21 protein-coding genes and 1 riboswitch are annotated in these 18,107 nt (G+C 69.2%); of the genes, 16 read left to right on the forward strand and 5 right to left on the reverse strand.

Annotation, left to right across the window (positions count from 1 at the left end; all coding sequences use genetic code 11):
* Positions 1–84 precede the first annotated feature (84 nt).
* A riboswitch (FMN riboswitch) is annotated at positions 85–232 on the forward strand.
* A gap of 121 nt (positions 233–353) precedes the next feature.
* From BMW54_RS13755 to BMW54_RS13790, 8 genes are all read left to right on the forward strand, one after another.
* Positions 354–995, forward strand: coding sequence for a riboflavin synthase (locus BMW54_RS13755; RefSeq protein ID WP_090056936.1), 642 nt, complete (start codon positions 354–356; stop codon positions 993–995).
* Positions 996–1,008: 13 nt separating this feature from the next.
* Positions 1,009–2,100: a 3,4-dihydroxy-2-butanone-4-phosphate synthase gene (ribB, locus tag BMW54_RS13760; protein ID WP_090056938.1), complete on the forward strand. Its 1,092-nt coding sequence runs from the start codon at positions 1,009–1,011 to the stop codon at positions 2,098–2,100.
* A gap of 75 nt (positions 2,101–2,175) precedes the next feature.
* Entirely contained in the window at positions 2,176–3,108 is a 933-nt protein-coding gene (ldcA, locus tag BMW54_RS13765) for a muramoyltetrapeptide carboxypeptidase (protein WP_090056940.1), read from the forward strand.
* Between the two features lie 45 nt (positions 3,109–3,153).
* Positions 3,154–3,621, forward strand: a complete 468-nt coding sequence (gene ribE / locus BMW54_RS13770; RefSeq protein ID WP_090056942.1) for a 6,7-dimethyl-8-ribityllumazine synthase — start codon at positions 3,154–3,156, stop codon at positions 3,619–3,621.
* Positions 3,618–4,067, forward strand: a complete 450-nt coding sequence (nusB, locus tag BMW54_RS13775; protein ID WP_090056944.1) for a transcription antitermination factor NusB — start codon at positions 3,618–3,620, stop codon at positions 4,065–4,067. Before ribE ends, nusB begins: the two co-directional genes overlap by 4 nt.
* Positions 4,068–4,113: 46 nt before the next feature.
* Entirely contained in the window at positions 4,114–5,067 is a 954-nt protein-coding gene (gene thiL / locus BMW54_RS13780) for a thiamine-phosphate kinase (RefSeq protein ID WP_090056946.1), read from the forward strand.
* Positions 5,064–5,564, forward strand: a complete 501-nt coding sequence (locus BMW54_RS13785) for a phosphatidylglycerophosphatase A family protein (protein ID WP_090056948.1) — start codon at positions 5,064–5,066, stop codon at positions 5,562–5,564. Before thiL ends, BMW54_RS13785 begins: the two co-directional genes overlap by 4 nt.
* Positions 5,565–5,575: 11 nt before the next feature.
* Positions 5,576–6,541, forward strand: a complete 966-nt coding sequence (locus BMW54_RS13790) for a potassium channel beta subunit family protein (protein ID WP_090056950.1) — start codon at positions 5,576–5,578, stop codon at positions 6,539–6,541.
* 99 nt (positions 6,542–6,640) lie between these two features.
* Here BMW54_RS13790 and BMW54_RS13795 read toward each other — a convergent pair whose 3' ends face one another.
* Positions 6,641–7,375, reverse strand: a complete 735-nt coding sequence (locus tag BMW54_RS13795) for a 16S rRNA (uracil(1498)-N(3))-methyltransferase (RefSeq protein WP_090056951.1) — start codon at positions 7,373–7,375, stop codon at positions 6,641–6,643.
* A gap of 84 nt (positions 7,376–7,459) precedes the next feature.
* Here BMW54_RS13795 and BMW54_RS13800 point away from each other — a divergent pair, with 84 nt between their 5' ends.
* A complete protein-coding gene (locus BMW54_RS13800; RefSeq protein ID WP_090056954.1) occupies positions 7,460–8,086 on the forward strand; it encodes a 2-hydroxychromene-2-carboxylate isomerase in 627 nt (208 codons plus the stop codon).
* Here BMW54_RS13800 and BMW54_RS13805 read toward each other — a convergent pair.
* On the reverse strand, positions 8,083–9,453 hold the full coding sequence (locus BMW54_RS13805; protein ID WP_090056957.1) for an adenosylmethionine--8-amino-7-oxononanoate transaminase: 1,371 nt from the start codon (positions 9,451–9,453) through the stop codon (positions 8,083–8,085). The two genes, BMW54_RS13800 and BMW54_RS13805, sit on opposite strands and share 4 nt — an antisense overlap.
* Positions 9,454–9,509: 56 nt before the next feature.
* Here BMW54_RS13805 and gspN point away from each other — a divergent pair, with 56 nt between their 5' ends.
* Genes gspN through mazG form a run of 5 tightly spaced genes read left to right on the forward strand, consistent with a single transcriptional unit; the run spans position 9,510 to position 13,225 of the window.
* Positions 9,510–10,283 (forward strand): type II secretion system protein N, encoded by a 774-nt coding sequence (gene gspN, locus BMW54_RS13810; protein ID WP_090056958.1) that lies wholly within the window; start codon positions 9,510–9,512, stop codon positions 10,281–10,283.
* Positions 10,280–11,068 (forward strand): inositol monophosphatase family protein, encoded by a 789-nt coding sequence (locus BMW54_RS13815; RefSeq protein ID WP_090056961.1) that lies wholly within the window; start codon positions 10,280–10,282, stop codon positions 11,066–11,068. The genes gspN and BMW54_RS13815 overlap by 4 nt, the downstream gene beginning before the upstream one ends.
* Positions 11,065–11,622 carry an ADP compounds hydrolase NudE gene (gene nudE / locus BMW54_RS13820; protein WP_090056962.1) on the forward strand — a complete coding sequence of 186 codons (558 nt, stop codon included), beginning with the start codon at positions 11,065–11,067 and terminating at the stop codon, positions 11,620–11,622. Before BMW54_RS13815 ends, nudE begins: the two co-directional genes overlap by 4 nt.
* The gene (gene cysQ / locus BMW54_RS13825) at positions 11,619–12,437 is read left to right on the forward strand and encodes a 3'(2'),5'-bisphosphate nucleotidase CysQ (protein ID WP_254779352.1); all 819 of its coding nucleotides are present in this window, start codon (positions 11,619–11,621) and stop codon (positions 12,435–12,437) included. Before nudE ends, cysQ begins: the two co-directional genes overlap by 4 nt.
* Entirely contained in the window at positions 12,434–13,225 is a 792-nt protein-coding gene (gene mazG / locus BMW54_RS13830; RefSeq protein ID WP_256374594.1) for a nucleoside triphosphate pyrophosphohydrolase, read from the forward strand. The genes cysQ and mazG overlap by 4 nt, the downstream gene beginning before the upstream one ends.
* Positions 13,226–13,305: 80 nt before the next feature.
* Here the strand turns inward: mazG and BMW54_RS13835 are convergent, their stop codons facing one another.
* Positions 13,306–13,836, reverse strand: coding sequence for a hypothetical protein (locus BMW54_RS13835; protein WP_090056965.1), 531 nt, complete (start codon positions 13,834–13,836; stop codon positions 13,306–13,308).
* 167 nt (positions 13,837–14,003) lie between these two features.
* Between BMW54_RS13835 and BMW54_RS13840 the strand changes: the two genes are divergently transcribed.
* Together BMW54_RS13840 and BMW54_RS13845 are read left to right on the forward strand one after the other, a co-directional pair.
* Positions 14,004–14,774: a DUF4097 family beta strand repeat-containing protein gene (locus tag BMW54_RS13840; protein WP_090056968.1), complete on the forward strand. Its 771-nt coding sequence runs from the start codon at positions 14,004–14,006 to the stop codon at positions 14,772–14,774.
* A gap of 73 nt (positions 14,775–14,847) precedes the next feature.
* The gene (locus BMW54_RS13845) at positions 14,848–15,951 is read left to right on the forward strand and encodes an SLC13 family permease (RefSeq protein WP_090056969.1); all 1,104 of its coding nucleotides are present in this window, start codon (positions 14,848–14,850) and stop codon (positions 15,949–15,951) included.
* A gap of 6 nt (positions 15,952–15,957) precedes the next feature.
* Here the strand turns inward: BMW54_RS13845 and phaZ are convergent, their stop codons facing one another.
* Positions 15,958–17,241, reverse strand: coding sequence for a polyhydroxyalkanoate depolymerase (phaZ, locus tag BMW54_RS13850; RefSeq protein ID WP_090056972.1), 1,284 nt, complete (start codon positions 17,239–17,241; stop codon positions 15,958–15,960).
* A gap of 84 nt (positions 17,242–17,325) precedes the next feature.
* Entirely contained in the window at positions 17,326–18,090 is a 765-nt protein-coding gene (locus tag BMW54_RS13855) for a class I SAM-dependent methyltransferase (RefSeq protein ID WP_090056973.1), read from the reverse strand.
* Positions 18,091–18,107: the final 17 nt, after the last annotated feature.

Genomic DNA, 18,107 nt, shown 5'->3' on the forward strand with positions numbered 1-18,107 from the left:
CCGGCACGCGGCGTGCCGTTGCAAGTCGCGGAAAAGACCCCATGCTATCCTTCGCCGGCTGGCTCCTCCGGGAACCGGCCTCCACAGCGTCTTCAGGGCGGGGTGCGACTCCCCACCGGCGGTAGGTTCCGCGAGGAACGAGCCCGCGAGCGCTTCCGGCTCCGTCGGAAGGTCAGCAGATCCGGTCCGATGCCGGAGCCGACGGTCATAGTCCGGATGAAAGAAGACGGTCTCCGCACGCTCCGGCAGGGGCGCGTGCAGGCCATGCCTTGGGGCGTTTTTCGCTCACCACCGCGGGAAACGTTTCATGAAAACCGAAATGCGCGTCGCCTCCTTCCGGGGAGGTCGCTGACATGTTCACCGGCATCATCCAGGCCGTCGGCCGCATCGCGCGCCTCGAGCCGCGTGGCGGCGACGTCCGCCTCACCGTCGATACATCGGGCCTCGACATGGCCGACGTCGCCCTCGGCGACAGCATCGCCGTCTCCGGCGTCTGCCTGACCGTGATCGACTTCGACGCCGCCAGCTTCGCGGCCGACGTCTCGAACGAAACCCTCGCTCATACGACGCTCGGCAGGCACAAGGCCGGCGACCCCGTGAACCTCGAGAAGGCCCTGCGCCTCGCCGATCGCCTCGGCGGTCACCTCGTCTCCGGTCACGTCGACGGCACCGGCAAGGTCGTCTCGGTGGTGCCCGATGGCCGCTCGTTGCGCTGGACCTTCGAAGTGCCTTCGGACCTGGCGCGCTACATCGCGCACAAGGGCTCCGTGTGCATCGACGGCACCAGCCTCACGGTCAACGAGGTCGAGGGCAACCGCTTCGGCGTCAACCTGATTCCGCACACGGTGGAGCACACCGCGTTCTCGGCGCGCCGTGCCGGCGACGCCGTGAACATCGAGGTCGACGTCGTGGCGCGCTACATCGAGCGCCTGCTCAGCAGCGGCGGCAGTCCGCGCCTCGACGAGGCCTTCCTCAAACAGCACGGCTTCGCCTGAGCGGATACGACCCATGCCCTTCAACACCATCCCCGAGATCCTCGAAGACCTGCGCCAGGGGCGCATGGTCGTGATCCTCGACGACGAAGACCGCGAGAACGAAGGCGACATCGTCATGGCCGCCGAGAAGGTGCGTCCGGAAGACGTCAACTTCATGGTCCGCGAGGCACGCGGCCTGATGTGCCTCACGCTGACCGAGCAGCGCACGCGCCAGCTGGGCCTGAAGCCCATGGTCAGCGACAACAATTCGCCGTACCACACCAATTTCACCGTCTCGATCGAGGCCGCCGAAGGCGTCACCACGGGCATCTCCGCGCACGATCGCGCGCGCACCGTGCAGGTGGCCGTGGCGAAGGACGCGAAGCCGGCGGACATCACCATGCCCGGGCATGTGTTCCCGCTGACCGCGCAGGCGGGCGGCGTGCTGACGCGTGCCGGCCACACGGAAGCGGGCTGCGACCTCGCGGCGCTGGCGGGTCTGGAGCCCGCGTCGGTGCTGATCGAGATCCTCCACGACGACGGCTCGATGGCGCGGCGTCCGGAGCTCGAAATCTTCGCCGCGAAGCACGGCCTGAAGATCGGCACGATCGCGGACCTGATCCGCTACCGGCTCGAAACCGAGAAGACCGTCGAGCGTGCGTTCGCCGACGACGTCGACACCGAGTTCGGTCGTTTCCGCCTCGTCGCCTTCCGCGACGCGATCCGCAACGGCCTGCATTTCGCGCTCACGCGCGGCGACATCGCCGACGGCGAGCCCGTGCTGACGCGCGTGCACGTGCGCAACACGCTCTCCGACGTGCTGCACCTGAAACGGGAAGACCTCGGCCAGACGGTGACCGACGCGTTGCGCCGTATCGACGCGGAAGATCGCGGCGTGCTGCTGGTGCTTTCCGGCGCCGATACGCCGGAAGCGCTGCTGGCGCGCCTGAAGGGCGACGCGGCGCCGATGCCTGCGCCGAAGGACGACCAGGAGTGGCGTCAGCTCGGCCTGGGCGCGCAGATCCTCGCGGAGCTGGGCGTCAGGCGCCTGCGCGTGATGGGTACGCCGCGCAAGTTCGTCGGCATCGCGGGCTTCGGGCTCGAGGTGGTCGAGCAGGCGGGGTGAGCCAGCGCACCTTCGGGTTGCCATCCTGGTCCCCAGCCTTTATTCCTTGACCATCGAAACACGGCTCAGCACGCAATGGCCTTTCGCTACGACATTCGCCTCATCGCACCCTCCGGCTATCCGCACATCCCCGAAGCCATGCAGCGCGGCATCGAACGACTCGAGGCCGCGGGCCACCGCGTCGACGGCGTCGAGGTTCTCGAACGGCGCGACCTCCGCTTCGCGGGCACCGATGCCGAGCGGGCGGCGGATATCAACGGCCTCGGCGACCCGCGGCGTCCGCTCCCGGACGTGGTGCTGGCCATCCGCGGCGGGTACGGCGCCCATCCGCTGCTGCCCTTGCTGGATTACGACGCGCTGGGCCAGCGCCTGCGCGGGCCGCCCGTCGCGCTGATCGGCCATAGCGACTTCACGGCGCTGCAGTGCGCTCTCTTCGCGCGCGCGGGGATCGTCACCTACGGCGGCCCCATGCTCGGCCCCGACTTCGGCGCCCCGGAACTGGACGCGTTCACCTGGGAGCACCTGTGGCGCGTGCTCCGTGACGACGAGGCCGTCGGCGAGTGGGAAGCGCCGGGCGCGGGCACCCTCGCGGCCGAAGGGACGCTATGGGGCGGCAACCTCGCGATGCTCGCGGGCCTCGTCGGCTCGCCGTATTTTCCGGCCATCGACGGCGGCCTGCTGTTCGTCGAGGACATCGCCGAACCGCCGTACCGGGTGGAGCGCATGCTCTACCACCTGCTGCACGCCGGCGTGCTGGGCGCGCAGAAGGCGCTACTGGTGGGCGACTTCACTAGTTACCGGGTGGCCGAATATGACAACGGCTACGACCTCGACACGGTGTTCGAGCGCATCGCCGCGGCGGCCGGCATCCCGGTCATCCGTGGTCTGCCGTTCGGGCACGGGCCGGCCAAGCTCACCCTGCCGTTCGGGGTCGCCGGGCGCCTGCAGGTCGCCGACGGTCGCGCGACCCTCCGATTCAGCGGCCACCCCCGGCCGAAAACCTCGTAAAATACCCGGTCGCGCGGCGACCATTCCGCCCAGGATTCCCCGAACATGAAGATCATCGAAGGCGATTTCGCCACCCCCAACGGCCGCTTCGCCATCGTGGCCGGCCGTTTCAACGCGTTCGTCGTCGAACCGCTGGTCGAAGGCGCGCGTGATGCGCTGGTCCGCCACGGCGTGAAGGACGACGCGATCGACCTGATCCGCGTGCCGGGCGCGTGGGAGATCGCGCAGGCCGCCTACAAGGTCGCCAACACGGGCCAGTACGCCGCGGTGATCGGCCTCGGTGCCGTCATTCGTGGCTCGACGCCGCACTTCGACTACGTGGCCGGCGAAGCCGCCAAGGGCCTCGGCCAGGCCGCCTACGCCTCGGGCGTCCCGGTCTGCTTCGGCGTCCTGACGACCGACAGCATCGAGCAGGCGATCGAGCGTGCCGGCACAAAGGCGGGCAACAAGGGTGCCGACGCCGCGATGGTCGCCATCGAGATGACCAACCTCTACACGAAGCTCGGCCAATGACCAGCACGCCTCCGCACGGCATCGATCTCGCCGCGCGCTCGCGCGCCCGCCGCCGCGCCCTGCAGGCCCTCTACGCCTGGCAGATCGGCGGCGCGAAGATGGGCAGCGTGATCGAGCAGTTCCGCCACGAGCAGGACATGGTCGTGGCCGATCTCGAGTACTTCGAGGACATCCTGCGTGGCGTCGAGAAGCACGTGAAGGAACTCGACGACGGCATCAAGCCGTTCGTCGACCGCGAAGTCGCGCAGATCGATCCGATCGAGCTCTCGGCCCTGCGGATGGGCGCGTACGAGCTGAAATACCGGCCGGACGTGCCGTACCGCGTCGTGATCAACGAAGCGGTCGAAGCCACGAAGCGCTTCGGCGCCGACCATGGCCACAGCTATGTGAACGGCGTGCTCGACAAACTCGCGACGCACTGGCGTACGGCCGAGAAGCGATCCTGACCCCGGCGTCGCGATTCCCGCGCGCTTTCTCCTCCAAGGAAACCGCATGGAATTCGACCTGATCGACCGGATCCGCCGGCATACCGAAGTTCATCGCGACGACGTCGTCACCGGCATCGGTGACGACGCGGCGGTGGTCGCGGTACCGGCCGGCCGCGAGCTGGCGATCGCCGTCGACACCCTCGTCGCCGGCGTGCATTTCCCGCACGGCACCGACCCGGCCGATATCGGCTGGAAGGCGCTGGCCGTGAATCTTTCCGATCTCGCCGCGATGGGCGCCACGCCCGCGTGGGCGCTGCTCGCCCTGTCGACGCCCGATGGCGACGAGGCGTTCTTCGATGGCCTCGCGCGTGGCTTCGCGGAACTGGCGACGCCTTACCGGCTCGCGCTCATCGGCGGCGACACCACGCGTGGCCCCCTGACGGTCACGGTGGCCGTCCACGGCTTCAGCGCACCGGGCGAGGCGCTGCTGCGCTCGGGTGCCCGCGTGGGCGACGTCGTCATGGTCACCGGCACGCTCGGCGATGCCGCCGCGGGGCTGCGCTGCCTCGCCGAGGCCGACCCGGCACCCTATGCGTCGCTGATCGAACGCCTCAACCGGCCGACGCCGCGCGTCTCGGCGGGCCAGGCGTTGCGTGGCGTCGCCACCGCCTGCATCGACATCTCGGACGGCCTCGTCGCCGACCTCGGCCACATCTGCGCCGCGAGCGGCGTGGGCGCGGATATCGACGCGCCGATGCTGCCGCGGTCGTCCGGCCTGCTCACGCATTTCGCCGACGTCGACGCGCTCGATTTCGCGCTGGGCGGTGGCGACGACTACGAGTTGTGCTTCACCGTCCCCGCGGATCGCGCGGGCGAGGTCGGTGCCACGCTCGCGCGCCTCGGCTGCGGAGCGACGCGCATCGGCCGCATCGTCGAGGGAGCGGGCGTGCGCGTGCTGGACGGCGGCGGCGCGGCGTTCGAACCCACGCGTGCCGGCTGGAACCATTTCGCCGCATGAGCACGAAATACGTCCTCGATCCGGCGGATCGGCGCCGCCTGCTCGCGACGCCCGCGGGCTGGCTCGCCACGGGATTCGGATCGGGTCTGACGCCGAAGGCGCAGGGCACGTTCGGTTCCCTCGCCGCGATCCTGCCGTGGCTCTTCCTTCGCGATCTCACCGTCATCGCCTGGCTGGGCGTGATCGTCGTCGCCTTCGCCATCGGCGTCGCGGCGTGTGACGCGGCCGGGCGGATCCTCGGCGTCGCGGATCACCGCAGCCTCGTCTGGGACGAATTCGTCGGCCAGTGGATCGCGCTGCTGCCGGCGTTGCACGGCCCCTGGTGGTCGATCGTTCTCGGATTCGCGCTGTTCCGCCTGTTCGACGTCTGGAAGCCGTGGCCGATCGGCTGGTTCGACCGTCGCGTGAAGGGCGGCTTCGGCGTGATGCTCGACGATCTCATCGCGGGCGTCTTCGCCGCCGTCGTCCTGTTCCTGACCCTCCACTTCATCGCCTAGGAGTTTCCGCCATGGAATACCGTCGTCTCGGTTCGACCGGCCTCAAGGTCTCCGCGCTGTCCTACGGTGCCTGGGTGACGTTCGGTCGGCAGGTGGGCCGCTCGGAAGCGCGCGAGCTGATCGCGCTGGCGTACGACCATGGCGTGAACTTCTTCGACAACGCCGAGACGTACAACGCCGGCGACGCCGAGAGGCTGATGGGCGACGTGATCGCCGACCTGCGCCTGCCGCGCGACGCTTACAGCGTTTCCAGCAAGGTGTACTTCGGCGCGACGACCGACCCGAAGCCCACACAGCGGGGGCTGTCGCGCAAGCATGTGTTCGACGCCTGCCATCAGGCGTTGCAGCGACTGCGCGTCGATTACCTCGACATGTATTTCTGCCATCGCGCGGATCCGGAGACGCAGATCGAAGAGACCGTGCTGGCGATGGACGCGCTCGTGCGCCAGGGCAAGGTGATGTACTGGGGCACGAGCGAGTGGTCGGCCGAGCAGATCGAGGAAGCCCACCGCGTCGCGCGCGAGCGCAACCTGATCGCGCCGTCGATGGAACAGCCGCAGTACAACCTGCTGCATCGCGAACGCGTCGAGCGCGAATACGCGTCCCTGTACGAAACCTATGGCATGGGCACCACGATCTGGTCGCCGCTCGCCTCGGGCCTGCTCACCGGCAAGTACAACGACGGCGTGCCGGACGATTCGCGGCTGGGTCATCCGGATTACGCGTGGCTGCGCGACGCGTTGCTCGAAAACGATGGCGCTCGCCTGAAGGCCGTGCGGGCGCTGGCGCCTATCGCCGCCGACCTCGGCATCCCCCTTGCCCGCCTCGCACTCGCGTGGTGCCTGAAGAATCCGCACGTCTCCACGGTGATCCTCGGCGCGAGCCGCACCGCCCAGCTGGCGGAAAACCTCAAGGCGCTGGATGCCGTGCCGCTGCTGGACGACGCGGTGATGGCGCGTATCGCCGCGGCGCTCTGAGCTGCCCTGCCTACCGAAGGGTGGGAGCCGATCGTATCGGCGACAGGGTGCTCGCGCGGGGATCGCCGATACGATCGGCTCCCACCCTCTGGTAGCGAGTCAGATATCGCCGTAGATCGCCTGTAGCGCCGCGATCGCCGCGAGACCGGCCGTTTCGGTGCGCAGGATGCGTGGTCCGAGTCGAAGACCGGTGAAGCCGGACGCGGCGAGTGCCGAGCGGTCGCGCTCGCCGAAACCGCCTTCCGGGCCGATGGCGAGGATGGCGGCGTCCACGGTTCCGAGTTCCGACGGGCGCGTCGTGCCTTCCGGCAGGAGGGCGAGGCGCATCGGGCCGCCCTCGTCGAGTGATTTGAGCCACGCCGCCAGCGGGATCGCGGGCTCCACCACCGGTACCGTCGCGCGTCCCGACTGCTCGCATGCGCTGGCGGCCACGGCGCGCCAGTGGATCAGGCGTTTCTCCGCGCGCGCCGCGTCGAGCTTCACTTCCGAGCGCTCGGTGACGATGGGCACGATCCGGGCGATGCCCAGCTCCGTCGCCTTCTGCACGATGAGATCCATCTTCTCGCCGCGCGCCACGCCCTGTGCGAGCGTGAGGCGAAGGGGCGACTCGTTCGTCACTTCACGACCCACGCCGACCGAAGCCACGACCTCGCGCTTGCCGACGCTGGCGAGCGTGGCGTCGTATTCCATGCCATCGTGCCCGGAGAAAAGCACCACCGGCGCGCCCGCTTCCAGCCGCAGCACGCGTGCGACGTGCTCGCCGGCCTGGGCGGGCAGGGTGATGTCCGCGCCGCTCGCGAGCGGTGCGTCGACGTGGATGCGGATGGTGCGCATGGCGGAACCTTCTGTCACGGAACGTGCATTGTAGCCAGCGACCGCGGCCGTTATCGTCGGGCGGTACGCCTGATGGAGTCCCCCATGCCGATCGTCTGGTACTTCGATTTCGTATCGCCGTTCGCGTGGCTGCAATGGCCGTCGGTCCGCGAGCTGGCCGCGACGCGCGAGGTATCGCTGCGTCCGATCCTCTTCGGCGCGCTGCTGAAGCAGATGGACCACCGGGGCCCCGCCGAAATCCCGCGCAAGCGCGAGTTCACGTACCGCTACGCGCACTGGCGTGCCCGGCAGGCGGGCATGCCGCTGACGTTTCCGCCGACCCATCCCTTCAACCCGCTGCCGGCCCTGCGCCTCGCGATCGCGGCGGGTACCACCATCGGGGCCGTCGGCGCGATCTTCGACTGGATCTGGGCGCATGGCCGCGCCGCCGACACGCCGGAGGCGATCGCACCCCTAGCGGCGTCGCTCGGCATCGACGATGTGGGCGGGGCGCTTTCGACACCCGAGGTGAAGGCGGCGCTCCAGGCCAATTTCGAACACGCGATGCGCCAGCAGGTGTTCGGCGTGCCGACGCTCGCGATCGGCGAGGAGCTGTTCTGGGGCGCCGACGCGCACGCCTTCGCGCTGGATTACCTCGCCGACCCCGGCCTGTTCGACGAGGGCGAGATGGCGCGCCTCGGCACGCTACCCGTCGGTCTCTCCCGACTCTAGGCCACCGCTTTCGCGATGCCCGCGATCGCCGTATCGACCATGAAGTCGATCTCGTCCTCCGTGACGACGTAAGGCGGCATGAAGTAGACGATGTTGCCGAGCGGGCGTAGCAGCGCGCCGTGCTCGAGGCCGTGGCGGTAGACGCGAAGACCGCGCCGGTCCGCGGCGGGGAACGGCGTGCGCGCGGCCTTGTCGGCGACGAGCTCGATGGCGGCGATCATGCCCGTCTGGCGCACGTCGCCGACGTGCGGATGATCCGCCAGCGGCGCGATGCGCGTGGCCATGTGCGCGGCGAGCGCACGGTTGCGCTCCAGCACGGGGTCGTCGCGAAAGATCTTCAGCGTCGCCGTCGCCGCGCGGCAGGCGAGCGGGTTGCCGGTGTAGCTGTGCGAGTGCAGGAATGCCTTGCCGGCCGCGTATTCGGCGTAGAAGGCCTGGTAGACATCCTGCGTCGTCAGGACCGCCGAGAGCGGGAGGAACCCCCCCGTGAGCCCCTTCGACAGGCACATGAAATCGGGCGAGACGCCGGCCTGCTCGCACGCGAACAGGGTGCCCGTGCGGCCGAAGCCCACGGCAATCTCGTCGGCGATGAAGTGCACGCCGAACTCGTCGCAGAGCGCGCGCAGGCCCGTGAGATACGAGGCGTCGTACATGCGCATGCCGCCCGCGCACTGCACCAGCGGCTCGACGATGACGGCGCAGGTCTCATGCGCGTGGCGCTCCAGGATCGCGCGCATCTCGCCGAGGCGCCGCGCGGCGATCTCGCTCGGCGATTCGCCGGGTTCGCCTTCGTACGTGTCCGGCGAGGGCGCGAGTTCCGGCGTGAGGAGCAGCGGAGCGTAGGTCTTGCGGTAGAGCGCCACGTCGCTGACGGAGAGCGCGCCCAGCGTCTCGCCGTGGTAGCTGCCCGTGAGCGCGATGAAGCGGGTCTTCTCTCCATGGCCGCGATTGAGCCAGTAATGGAAGCTCATCTTCAGCGCGACCTCGATGGCCGCGGACCCGTTGTCGGCGAGGAACACGCGCTCGAGGCCGGGCGGCGTGATGCGCACGAGTTCCTCGGCGAGTTCGACGGCGGGCTCGTGGGTGAACCCCGCGAAGATCACGTGCTCCAGGCGGTCGAGCTGGTCCTTGAGCGCCGCGCCGATCCGGGGTTCGGCGTGGCCGAAGAGATTCGTCCACCACGAGCTCACGGCGTCGAGGTAGCGCTTGCCGTCGGCGCCCACCAGCCACGCCCCTTCGCCGCGCACGACGGGTACCATGGGCAGGGTTTCGTGGTCGTGCATCTGGGTGCACGGGTGCCAGAGGACGGAGAGGTCGCGGGCGACGAAGGCGTCGCTCGCCGGGGACGTGAAAAGGGCATCGGTCATCCGCCCATGATCGCCCCGCGTTCTTCCGTGCTCAAGTCGAGAGGTGAGGTGATGGTTTGAGAGGGTTTCGTTGGTTCGCCGCGATCGTCGTGCTCCTCGTGGCCGCCGCGGGTGTCTTCTACTGGTTCCTGCCGGCCGGGATCGCGGTACCGCTGCTGGCGCGCAAGGCGCCGGGCCTGGTGCTGGGCGACCTCTCCGGCACGCTCTGGGACGGCCGCGCGGGTCGCGTCGCCACGGCCGACGGGCGGGAACTCGGTGCCGCGACCTGGCGTCTCGGGCGTGACGCGATCCTGGGCCGCATCCACCTCGATCTTCACCTGGACGGCCGCGCCGGCCGGTTCGACGGTCACCTCGACCGCACCGGACCGGATGCCGTGACGTGGTCCGCCGTCGATTTCCGCCTCGACGCGGCGGCGGTGGCCGCCGCCATGATGCCGGCCGGCACGGTGCCCGCGGGCGTGGTCGAAGGGCGCGTTCCCCGAGCCGAGCTGCAGGGCAACTGGCCGGTCGCGCTGGACGCGGACGTCGCGTGGCGCAAGGCGTCCGTGCGCACGCCCGAAGGGGACGTGACGCTGGGTGGCATCGCCCTGAAGGCGAACGTCGCCTCGGGCGTCATGCGCGCCACCGTGGGCGACGATGGCTCCGGCTCGCTGGCCGTGGACGCGGTGCTCGCCGCGTCGCCCCTCGGCTGGCGGATGGAAGGAAAGCTCGTCCCCCGCGTGTCCGACAGCGCGCTGACGCGTCTGATCGCCCGTTTCGGCCCCGTGGCCCGGGACGGTTCCGTCAACCTGCAACGCAAGGCGGGCCTCGCGCCCCGGATCGAGCCATGACCGACATTCTCGACAAGGCGCTGGGCGCCGCGCGCGACGCGGCCGGTGCGGCCGCGGAGATCATCCTGCATTACTGGCGCGCCGGCGTGGACGTGATCGTCAAGGGCGACGACACGCCCGTGACCGTCGCGGACCGCGAAGCCGAACTCGCGATCCGCGGCATCCTCTCCGCCGCTCTGCCCGAGGCGGGCATCTACGGCGAGGAGTACGGCGCGGACGATACCTCGCGCGAGTACCTGTGGCTGGTCGATCCGCTCGACGGCACCAAGAGCTTCGTGCGCAGGACGCCGTTCTTCTCCACGCAGATCGCGCTGATGCATCGCGGCGAGCTCGTGCTCGGCGTGTCGTCGGCGCCGGTCTACGGCGAACGCATGTGGGCCGTGCGGGGGCGCGGCGCCTACTTCGACGGCGAACGCGTCCAGGTCGCCTCCACGGCGGCGATGCGCGACGCGTCGATCTCCACCGGCAACGTGAAAACGCTGACCGGCGACGCGCGCTGGAACGCGCTCGGCGCCATGATCCGCGACAGCAACCGCATTCGTGGTTACGGCGATTTCTGCCACTACCACCTGCTGGCGCGCGGCGGCCTCGACCTCGTGGTGGAATCCGACGTGAGCATCCTCGACGTGGCGGCGCTCGCGGTCATCGTGCGCGAGGCGGGCGGCGTCTTCACCGACATCCACGGCGGGGCACTGACCCTCGAATCGCGCAGCGTGCTCGCCGGAACCCCGGCCATCCACGCGGAAGCGCTCGCGAGGCTGACCGGCGCTACAATCGACCGATGAACAAACGACCGACGATCCTCGCGACGCGCGACGCGCCCGACAGTGCCCTCCGCAAGGCCGAAGAGGTCGACCTGGAGTTCTCGAACGGCGAGCGCCGCACGTACCAGCGGCTGAAGGGCAGCGGGTTCGGCGCGGTGCTGATCGTCGCGATGCGCGACCCGGAAACGGTGCTGCTGGTGCGCGAATACGGCGTGGGCGTCGATCGCTACGAGCTGGGTGTGCCGAAAGGCCGCCTCGACCGCGACGAGACGGCCGAGCAGGGCGCGGATCGCGAGCTGAAGGAAGAAGTCGGCTACGGCGCGCGCAAGCTGAAGATCCTCGGCACGCTGTCGATGTCGCCTTCCTACATGACCCATCTCGCGCACGTCGTGCTGGCGGAGGATCTCTATCCGGAGCGGCTGCAGGGCGACGAGCCGGAAGAGCTCGAAGTGGTGCCTTGGCGCATCGACAACCTGCACGAACTGATCGCCCGCGACGACGTCACGGAAGGCCGCTCCATCGCGGCGCTGTTCATGGCTCGCGAGTATCTCGCCGGCCGCTACCGCCCCGCGTGAGCGTGCCGCTCGACCAGTGGCTCGATCCCGTCTGCGCGATCGCGCGCCGTGCGGCCGACGCGATCCTCGCCGTCTACGCGCAGGAGTTCGAGGTGATCTGCAAGGAGGACGATTCGCCGGTCACCGCCGCCGATCTCGCCGCCCAGCGGGTCATCGAGGAAGGTCTGCACGCACTGGCGCCGGGCATTCCCGTGATTTCCGAGGAAGCCCTCGCGGCGCCGTGGTCCGAGCGGCGCACGTGGCGTCGGCACTGGCTGGTGGATCCGCTCGACGGCACGCGCGAGTTCGTCAAGCGCAACGGCGAGTTCACCGTGAACATCGCGCTCATCGAGGATCACCGCAGCGTGCTCGGCGTGGTGCTCGCGCCCGTCACCGGCGATCTGTACGCCGCCACGCGTGGCGCGGGCGCCTGGCGCCAGCGCATGCCCGAAGGTCCACGCGAGCGCCTCGCCACGCGACGTGCCGACGGTCTGCTGATGGTGACGGGCAGCCGTTCCTACGGCACGGGTCGCACGATGGCGCTGCTCGACCGTCTCGGCGAGCATGAAACCTTCGCGCTGGGCTCGTCGCTGAAATTCTGCGTGATCGCCCGCGGCGAGGCCGACATCTACCTGCGCCTCGGCGCGACGTCCGAATGGGACACCGCGGCGGCGCAGTGCGTGCTCGAAGAAGCCGGCGGCGCGGTGCTGGATCTCGCGGGGCGTCCGTTCCGTTACAACACGCGCGATTCGCTCATCAATCCGGAATTCATCGCCTGCGGCGACACGACGGTGGACTGGGCCGCGCGCCTCATCGATCCCGAGGACGACGCGTGACGCGCCACGTCGAGGAACTGATCGCGATCATGGCCCGTCTGCGCGATCCGGTGAACGGATGCTCGTGGGACGTTCGCCAGTCCTTCGCCACCATCGCGCCCTATACGATCGAGGAAGCGTACGAAGTCGCCGACGCCATCGATCGCGGCGACATGCACGACCTGCGCGACGAGCTCGGCGACCTGCTGCTGCAGGTGGTGTTCCACGCGCGCATGGCGGAAGAGGCCGGCGATTTCGCGTTCGGAGACGTCGTGGCCGCGATCTGCGACAAGATGGAGCGGCGTCATCCGCACGTGTTCGGCGACGTCACGCACGAGAGCGACGCGGCGCGTTCACGCGACTGGGATCGCCTGAAAGCCGAGGAGCGCGCCGCGAAGGGCGGCGAAGATACCAGCGCCCTGGCCGGTATCTCGCGTGGCCTGCCGGAATGGCAGCGCGCGGTGAAGCTGCAAAAGCGCGCGGCCAACGTCGGATTCGACTGGCCGGACCACCGGCCGGTGCTCGACAAGATCGCCGAAGAGATCGAGGAAGTGCGGCACGAGTTCGATCACGGCGCCGACGAGGAACGCCTCGCGGACGAGATCGGCGACGTCCTTTTCGTGGCGGCGAATCTCGCGCGGCATGCGAAGGTGGACGTATCGCGCGCGCTGCGCGGCGCCAATGCGAAGTTCGAACGTCGCTTCCGCGCGATGGAGGCGATCGCGGCGTCCGAAGGACGCGAACTGTCATCGTATTCGCTCGAAGCGCAGGAGGCGCTGTGGGCGCGGGTGAAGCGCGAGGGTGCGTGACTTCGCAGATGCGATCGACTCCCGCCGGTCCGTCGGCTGGATGAAAGAACGGGGCCCGAAGGCCCCGTTCCTGTCACGCCTTACTTGCTGGACGTGCCGCCCGCCGAAGCGCGCTGCTGCATCCGCTGCCTGAAGGCTTCCATCTCCTGGTGACGCTTCTGGTCCTGGGCGAGGCTCTCGTCCAGGCTCTTGCGCATCGTCGCGATCGCCGCGTCGACGTTCTGCGGCTGCATCTGCGCGCGGGCCAGGTGGCGATAAGCGTAGTCGCGGACCTTCGGGTTCTGCGACTTGGCCAGCACCTCGTTGTAGAGCGCCGGCAGTTCCTTGCTGCGGCCGCTGGTCACGTACAGGCGCTCCAGGGCGCGGAGATCGCCGATCACGCCGCCGCGTTCGCCGTCGCGGCCGTGGCGGGCCCAGCCGCCGTGGTCGCCACGACCGTGGTCGCGGTCGCCGTGGCCCCACTTCGGGCCCTGCTGCGGCGGTGCCGGCTGGCTGGAGCGCGCCGTCGGTGCGGCGGGGGCCTGCGGGGCGGCATCCTGCGCATACGCGAAGGCGGCCGAGCCGGCGAGGAGGAGGGAAGCGGCACTGGCGAGAAGGGTCTTGCGTTGCATAGGGTGTCTCCCGGTTGGACTTGCACGGGGAAAAACGTGCCGGCCCGGACGCGGTTGACGACGCCGTTGCCATCCGCTCAGGTTCGTGAGGACGTGCGGTTGCAACCTTTTCGCGCGTAGCGGCATCCATCACCGGCACACCGCCTTCCACGATAGGGGATCACCCAATGCGTTCTCTGCTTCTCGCTTCGCTCCTGCTGCTGCCCGCCGTCGCCATGGCCGACGAGCCGCCGTGCAAGTTTTCCGCCGACCGCAACCTCGACCTGGACCTGCGCGACGTCCGCTCGGTCCGCTTCGCCGTCAACAGCAACGATCTGCACGTGACCGGTGGCGCGGCGTCCGGCAAGGGGACTGTACGTGGCAAAGCCTGCGCGTCCGACCAGGAGGCGCTCGGCGATCTGGTCGTGACGCAGAGCAAGGAGGGCGATGCGCTGATCGTCGAACTGACGAACAAGCACAACGGCTGGTCCGGCTTCGGCGACCACTACGCGAATCTCCGCGTGGAGGCGAGCGTGCCGGCGAACATGCCCGTCTACGTGCGCGTGGGGTCGGGCGACGCGAAAGCCCGCGGTGTGCAGCTGGCGGAAGCCAGCGTCGGATCGGGCGACTTCGAGGCGCGCGATACCACCGGTTCCTTCCGCGGCAAGGTCGGGTCGGGCGACATGACGCTGGAGGGTTCCGGCCCGGTCCAGATCGATACCATCGGCTCGGGCGATTTCGCCGCCCGTCGCGTCAACGGCGACGTACGCATCGGTTCGGTCGGGTCGGGCGAGGCGAAGCTCGCCGACGTCACGGGCAACGTCGAGGTCGGCACGGTCGGCTCCGGCGACGTGGACGTCGACGGCGTGCGCGGCAACTTCACGGTGCGCAGCCTGGGCAGCGGCGACATCGACCAGAAGGGCGTGACGGGCCGCGTCGACATTCCGAAGGAGCGGTAACGAGCCGCGTCGTTCGACGAAATCTGCATCCTCGTGACACTATGATCCGCCATCCCCCGGCAGGATCCGTTCGATGACGTGGTTGCCCGATTCGCTGCGTCACCTGCGCCGCGACCTTCTGTTCCTTGTGCTGCTCGGCCTCGCGATCGTCTTCGCGATGGCGTTGCCGGGCCGGCTGCGCGAGTGGCCCGGCCTCGTGGACTGGCCGACCATCGGCGCCCTGACCGGCCTGCTCGTGCTGACCAAGGGTGTGGAAAGCAGCGGTGCGCTGGACATCGCGGGCCGCTGGCTGATCGATCGCACGTCGACGCGACGCGTCGCGGCGCTCGGCCTCGTCGCCGCGACGGCGCTGCTGTCGATGCTGCTCACGAACGATGTCGCGCTGTTCGTGATGGTGCCGCTGACCTTGAGCATGTGCCGCATCGCGCGCATGCCCGCGACGCGGCTCGTCGTCTTCGAGGCGCTCGCGGTGAACGCCGGCTCGATGCTCACGCCGATCGGCAATCCGCAGAACCTGTTCCTCTGGCAGCAGTGGAACAACGGGTTCGGCGCGTTCGTCTGGACGATGCTCCCGCTGTCCGGGATCGCGCTGGCGTTGCTGCTGGCGCTGACCGCGGCGGCGTTTCCGTCGTCGCCGCTCGAAGTGCACGAACGCGGCGACGACGGCGTCGATCGCACGATGCTCCTGGCGGCCGCCGTGCTCTACATACCCTTCATCCTGCTCGCGGACCTGCGCCACGTGGGATGGGGACTGGCCGGCGTGCTGGCCGTCTTCCTCGTGCTGCGTCGGCGCGTCGTCGCCAGCATCGACTGGGGCCTGCTGCTGACCTTCGTCCTCATGTTCATCGACCTGCGCCTGCTCGCGGGCCTCGACGCCGTGCGCTCGTTCGTCGCCGGCCTGGGGCTGGACCAGGCGACGCACCTCTACGCCACCGGTGCGCTGGCGTCGCAGGCCGTGAGCAACGTGCCCGCGGCGATCCTGCTCGCGGAGTATTCGCACGACTGGCGCGTGATCGCGTTCGGCGTGAACGTGGGCGGCTTCGGCCTTCTGCTGGGATCGCTCGCGAACCTCATCGCCCTGCGGCTGCTCGGCGAGCGCAAGGCGTATGGCAGCTTCCACCTGTGGTCGCTGCCGTTCTTCGCGGTGATGGGGCTCGTCGGCTGGCTCCTGCTGTAGGAGCGCTCAGGCCTTGCGCGTGCCCTGCGCGCCGGTGTTGCTGTTGCCGCGGTCGTACGCCTTGATGAAGTCGCGCACGTCCGGGTAGACGATGTCGCGCCAGCGGCGGCCGCTGAAGATGCCGTAATGCCCGGCGCCTTCGACCGTGATGTGCTTGCGACGCTTCTTCGCGATGCCCTTGCACAGGCCGTGCGCCGCTTCGGTCTGGCCCGGACCCGAGATGTCGTCGAGCTCGCCTTCGATGGTGAGGAGCGCGGTGTCCTTGATCTTCGCCGGCTGCACCAGCTCGCCGTGGACTTCCCACGTGCCCTTGGGCAGGCGGTGTTCCTGGAACACGGTTTCGATCGTGTCGAGGTAGTACTCGGCGGGCATGTCGAGCACCGCGTTGTACTCGTCGTAGAACTTGCGATGCGCTTCGGCGTCGTCGAGGTCGCCCTTGCGCAGGTTCTCGTAGAAATCCCAATGCGACATCACGTGGCGGCTGGGATTCATCGCCAGGAAGCCCGCATGCTGCAGGAAGCCCGGATACACGTCGCGGCCGGCGCCGGGATACTGGTACGGCACCTTGTGGATCAGCTGGTTGCGGAACCACGACAGCGGGCGCGTGGTCGCGAGGTTGTCCACGCTGGTGGGGCTCTTGCGCGTGTCGATCGGGCCGCCCATCAGCGTGAGCGTGGCGGGCGTGGTCTCGCCGCGCGCCGCCATCAGCGACACGGCGGCGAGCACCGGCACGGTCGGCTGGCAGACCGACACCACGTGCGCGCGATGCGCGCCCACGTGGCGGATGAATTCCTCGATGTACGACACGTAGTCGGCGAGCGAGAACGAGCCTTCGTCCAGCGGAATCATGCGCGCGTCGACCCAGTCGGTGATGTACACCTTGTGGTCGCGCAGCAGCGTGCGGACGGTGTCGCGCAGCAGGGTGGAGTGGTGTCCGGAGAGCGGCGCCACCACCAGCACGGCCGGGTCGTTCTTCATCCGGTCGACGGTGGCCTGGTCGTCGGAGAAGCGCTTGAAGCGCTTCAGCGTGCAGAACGGCTTGGCCATGGAGACCTGCTCGACGATCGCGACGTCATGCCCGTGCGCATGGACGCTGTGGATGTCGAAGGCGGGCTTCTCGTACGCCTTGCCGAGCCGGTACATGAGTTCGTAGCCGGCGGCGGCTCGGTCGGCACCCGGGACGCGGGCGAAAGGGCTGGCGATATCGCCGAACATCTTCGCCCCGGCCTCGGCCCAGTACGACAGCGGGCTGAGCATGGAGCGTTGCCATTCGTGCATCAGATAGAGCATGCCGCGTGCTTCCGGGGACGGGAAAGGTGGCGCATCATAACCAGTTGCGCCGCGCCATGTGTAAAGCCTCTGTTTTTGCTCGATTTAGGCTCCGGTCTTGCGGCAGACCAGCAGTACCTCGTCGACCCCGGGGCCCGGTGCGAAGCCGGGTGTGAAGGTCAACGGCTTCTGGAAACGGACCCCGAGCGGCATGAACACCCGGTTGTACCACCACATCGCGCGCGCCCGCTGGTGCGTGAGGAAATACTGGCCGAGGTCGAGCAGCCGGGAGGATTTCGGCTGCATGCCGTACACGGCGCTGCGCTCGATGACGAACCCGTGGCGGGCCAGCAGGTCGCGGATCGCCTCCGGCTCGTACCGGCGGTAGTGCCCGACGAATTCGTCGAAGGCGGTCCAGGCGTTCGGGTCCAGCGGCACGGATAGCAGCAGCCGCGCATCCGGTTCGGCGACACGGGAAAGTTCGCCCAGCGCGCCTTCGTCGTCCACGACGTGCTCGAGGATGTCGAACGCGCACACGAAGTCGAACGACGCGTCGCGAAACGGCAGGGCGCCGATCATCGCGTTGGCGACGCGCGCGCCGTGCCGGCCGAGTTCGGCGAGCGCGGGCAGGCTCAGATCGACGAACTGCGTGCCGGGGAGGGGCAGGCGGGGACGCAGGCCGGGCGCGACCTCCAGCCGGCGCGACGTTTGCGCGGCGATCTCCGCCACCAGCGGCCAGGTGTTGAAGCGCTCCGGCGAGAACAGCTTCGCGTCCGACCACAGCGCGTCGTAGAAGCGCTTGTTGCTGCCGATGAGGTCGGCGTCGGTCCGCGGCGCGGGCTTCTCCGAGGTGAACGATGCGATGGTCATGCGATACCTCGGATGGA

This window comes from Luteibacter sp. 329MFSha (assembly GCF_900111665.1).
Classification (GTDB): domain Bacteria; phylum Pseudomonadota; class Gammaproteobacteria; order Xanthomonadales; family Rhodanobacteraceae; genus Luteibacter.

Excerpts from the sequence above, each read along its gene's own strand:
- BMW54_RS13755 (WP_090056936.1), top strand. The coding sequence starts at position 354 with ATGTTCACCGGCATCATCCAGGCCGTCGGCCGCATCGCGCGCCTCGAG.
- ribB (WP_090056938.1), top strand. The coding sequence starts at position 1,009 with ATGCCCTTCAACACCATCCCCGAGATCCTCGAAGACCTGCGCCAGGGG.
- ldcA (WP_090056940.1), top strand. The coding sequence starts at position 2,176 with ATGGCCTTTCGCTACGACATTCGCCTCATCGCACCCTCCGGCTATCCG.
- ribE (WP_090056942.1), top strand. The coding sequence starts at position 3,154 with ATGAAGATCATCGAAGGCGATTTCGCCACCCCCAACGGCCGCTTCGCC.
- nusB (WP_090056944.1), top strand. The coding sequence starts at position 3,618 with ATGACCAGCACGCCTCCGCACGGCATCGATCTCGCCGCGCGCTCGCGC.
- thiL (WP_090056946.1), top strand. The coding sequence starts at position 4,114 with ATGGAATTCGACCTGATCGACCGGATCCGCCGGCATACCGAAGTTCAT.
- BMW54_RS13785 (WP_090056948.1), top strand. The coding sequence starts at position 5,064 with ATGAGCACGAAATACGTCCTCGATCCGGCGGATCGGCGCCGCCTGCTC.
- BMW54_RS13790 (WP_090056950.1), top strand. The coding sequence starts at position 5,576 with ATGGAATACCGTCGTCTCGGTTCGACCGGCCTCAAGGTCTCCGCGCTG.
- BMW54_RS13795 (WP_090056951.1), bottom strand. The coding sequence starts at position 7,375 with ATGCGCACCATCCGCATCCACGTCGACGCACCGCTCGCGAGCGGCGCG.
- BMW54_RS13800 (WP_090056954.1), top strand. The coding sequence starts at position 7,460 with ATGCCGATCGTCTGGTACTTCGATTTCGTATCGCCGTTCGCGTGGCTG.
- BMW54_RS13805 (WP_090056957.1), bottom strand. The coding sequence starts at position 9,453 with ATGACCGATGCCCTTTTCACGTCCCCGGCGAGCGACGCCTTCGTCGCC.
- BMW54_RS13815 (WP_090056961.1), top strand. The coding sequence starts at position 10,280 with ATGACCGACATTCTCGACAAGGCGCTGGGCGCCGCGCGCGACGCGGCC.
- nudE (WP_090056962.1), top strand. The coding sequence starts at position 11,065 with ATGAACAAACGACCGACGATCCTCGCGACGCGCGACGCGCCCGACAGT.
- BMW54_RS13835 (WP_090056965.1), bottom strand. The coding sequence starts at position 13,836 with ATGCAACGCAAGACCCTTCTCGCCAGTGCCGCTTCCCTCCTCCTCGCC.
- BMW54_RS13840 (WP_090056968.1), top strand. The coding sequence starts at position 14,004 with ATGCGTTCTCTGCTTCTCGCTTCGCTCCTGCTGCTGCCCGCCGTCGCC.
- BMW54_RS13845 (WP_090056969.1), top strand. The coding sequence starts at position 14,848 with ATGACGTGGTTGCCCGATTCGCTGCGTCACCTGCGCCGCGACCTTCTG.
- phaZ (WP_090056972.1), bottom strand. The coding sequence starts at position 17,241 with ATGCTCTATCTGATGCACGAATGGCAACGCTCCATGCTCAGCCCGCTG.
- BMW54_RS13855 (WP_090056973.1), bottom strand. The coding sequence starts at position 18,090 with ATGACCATCGCATCGTTCACCTCGGAGAAGCCCGCGCCGCGGACCGAC.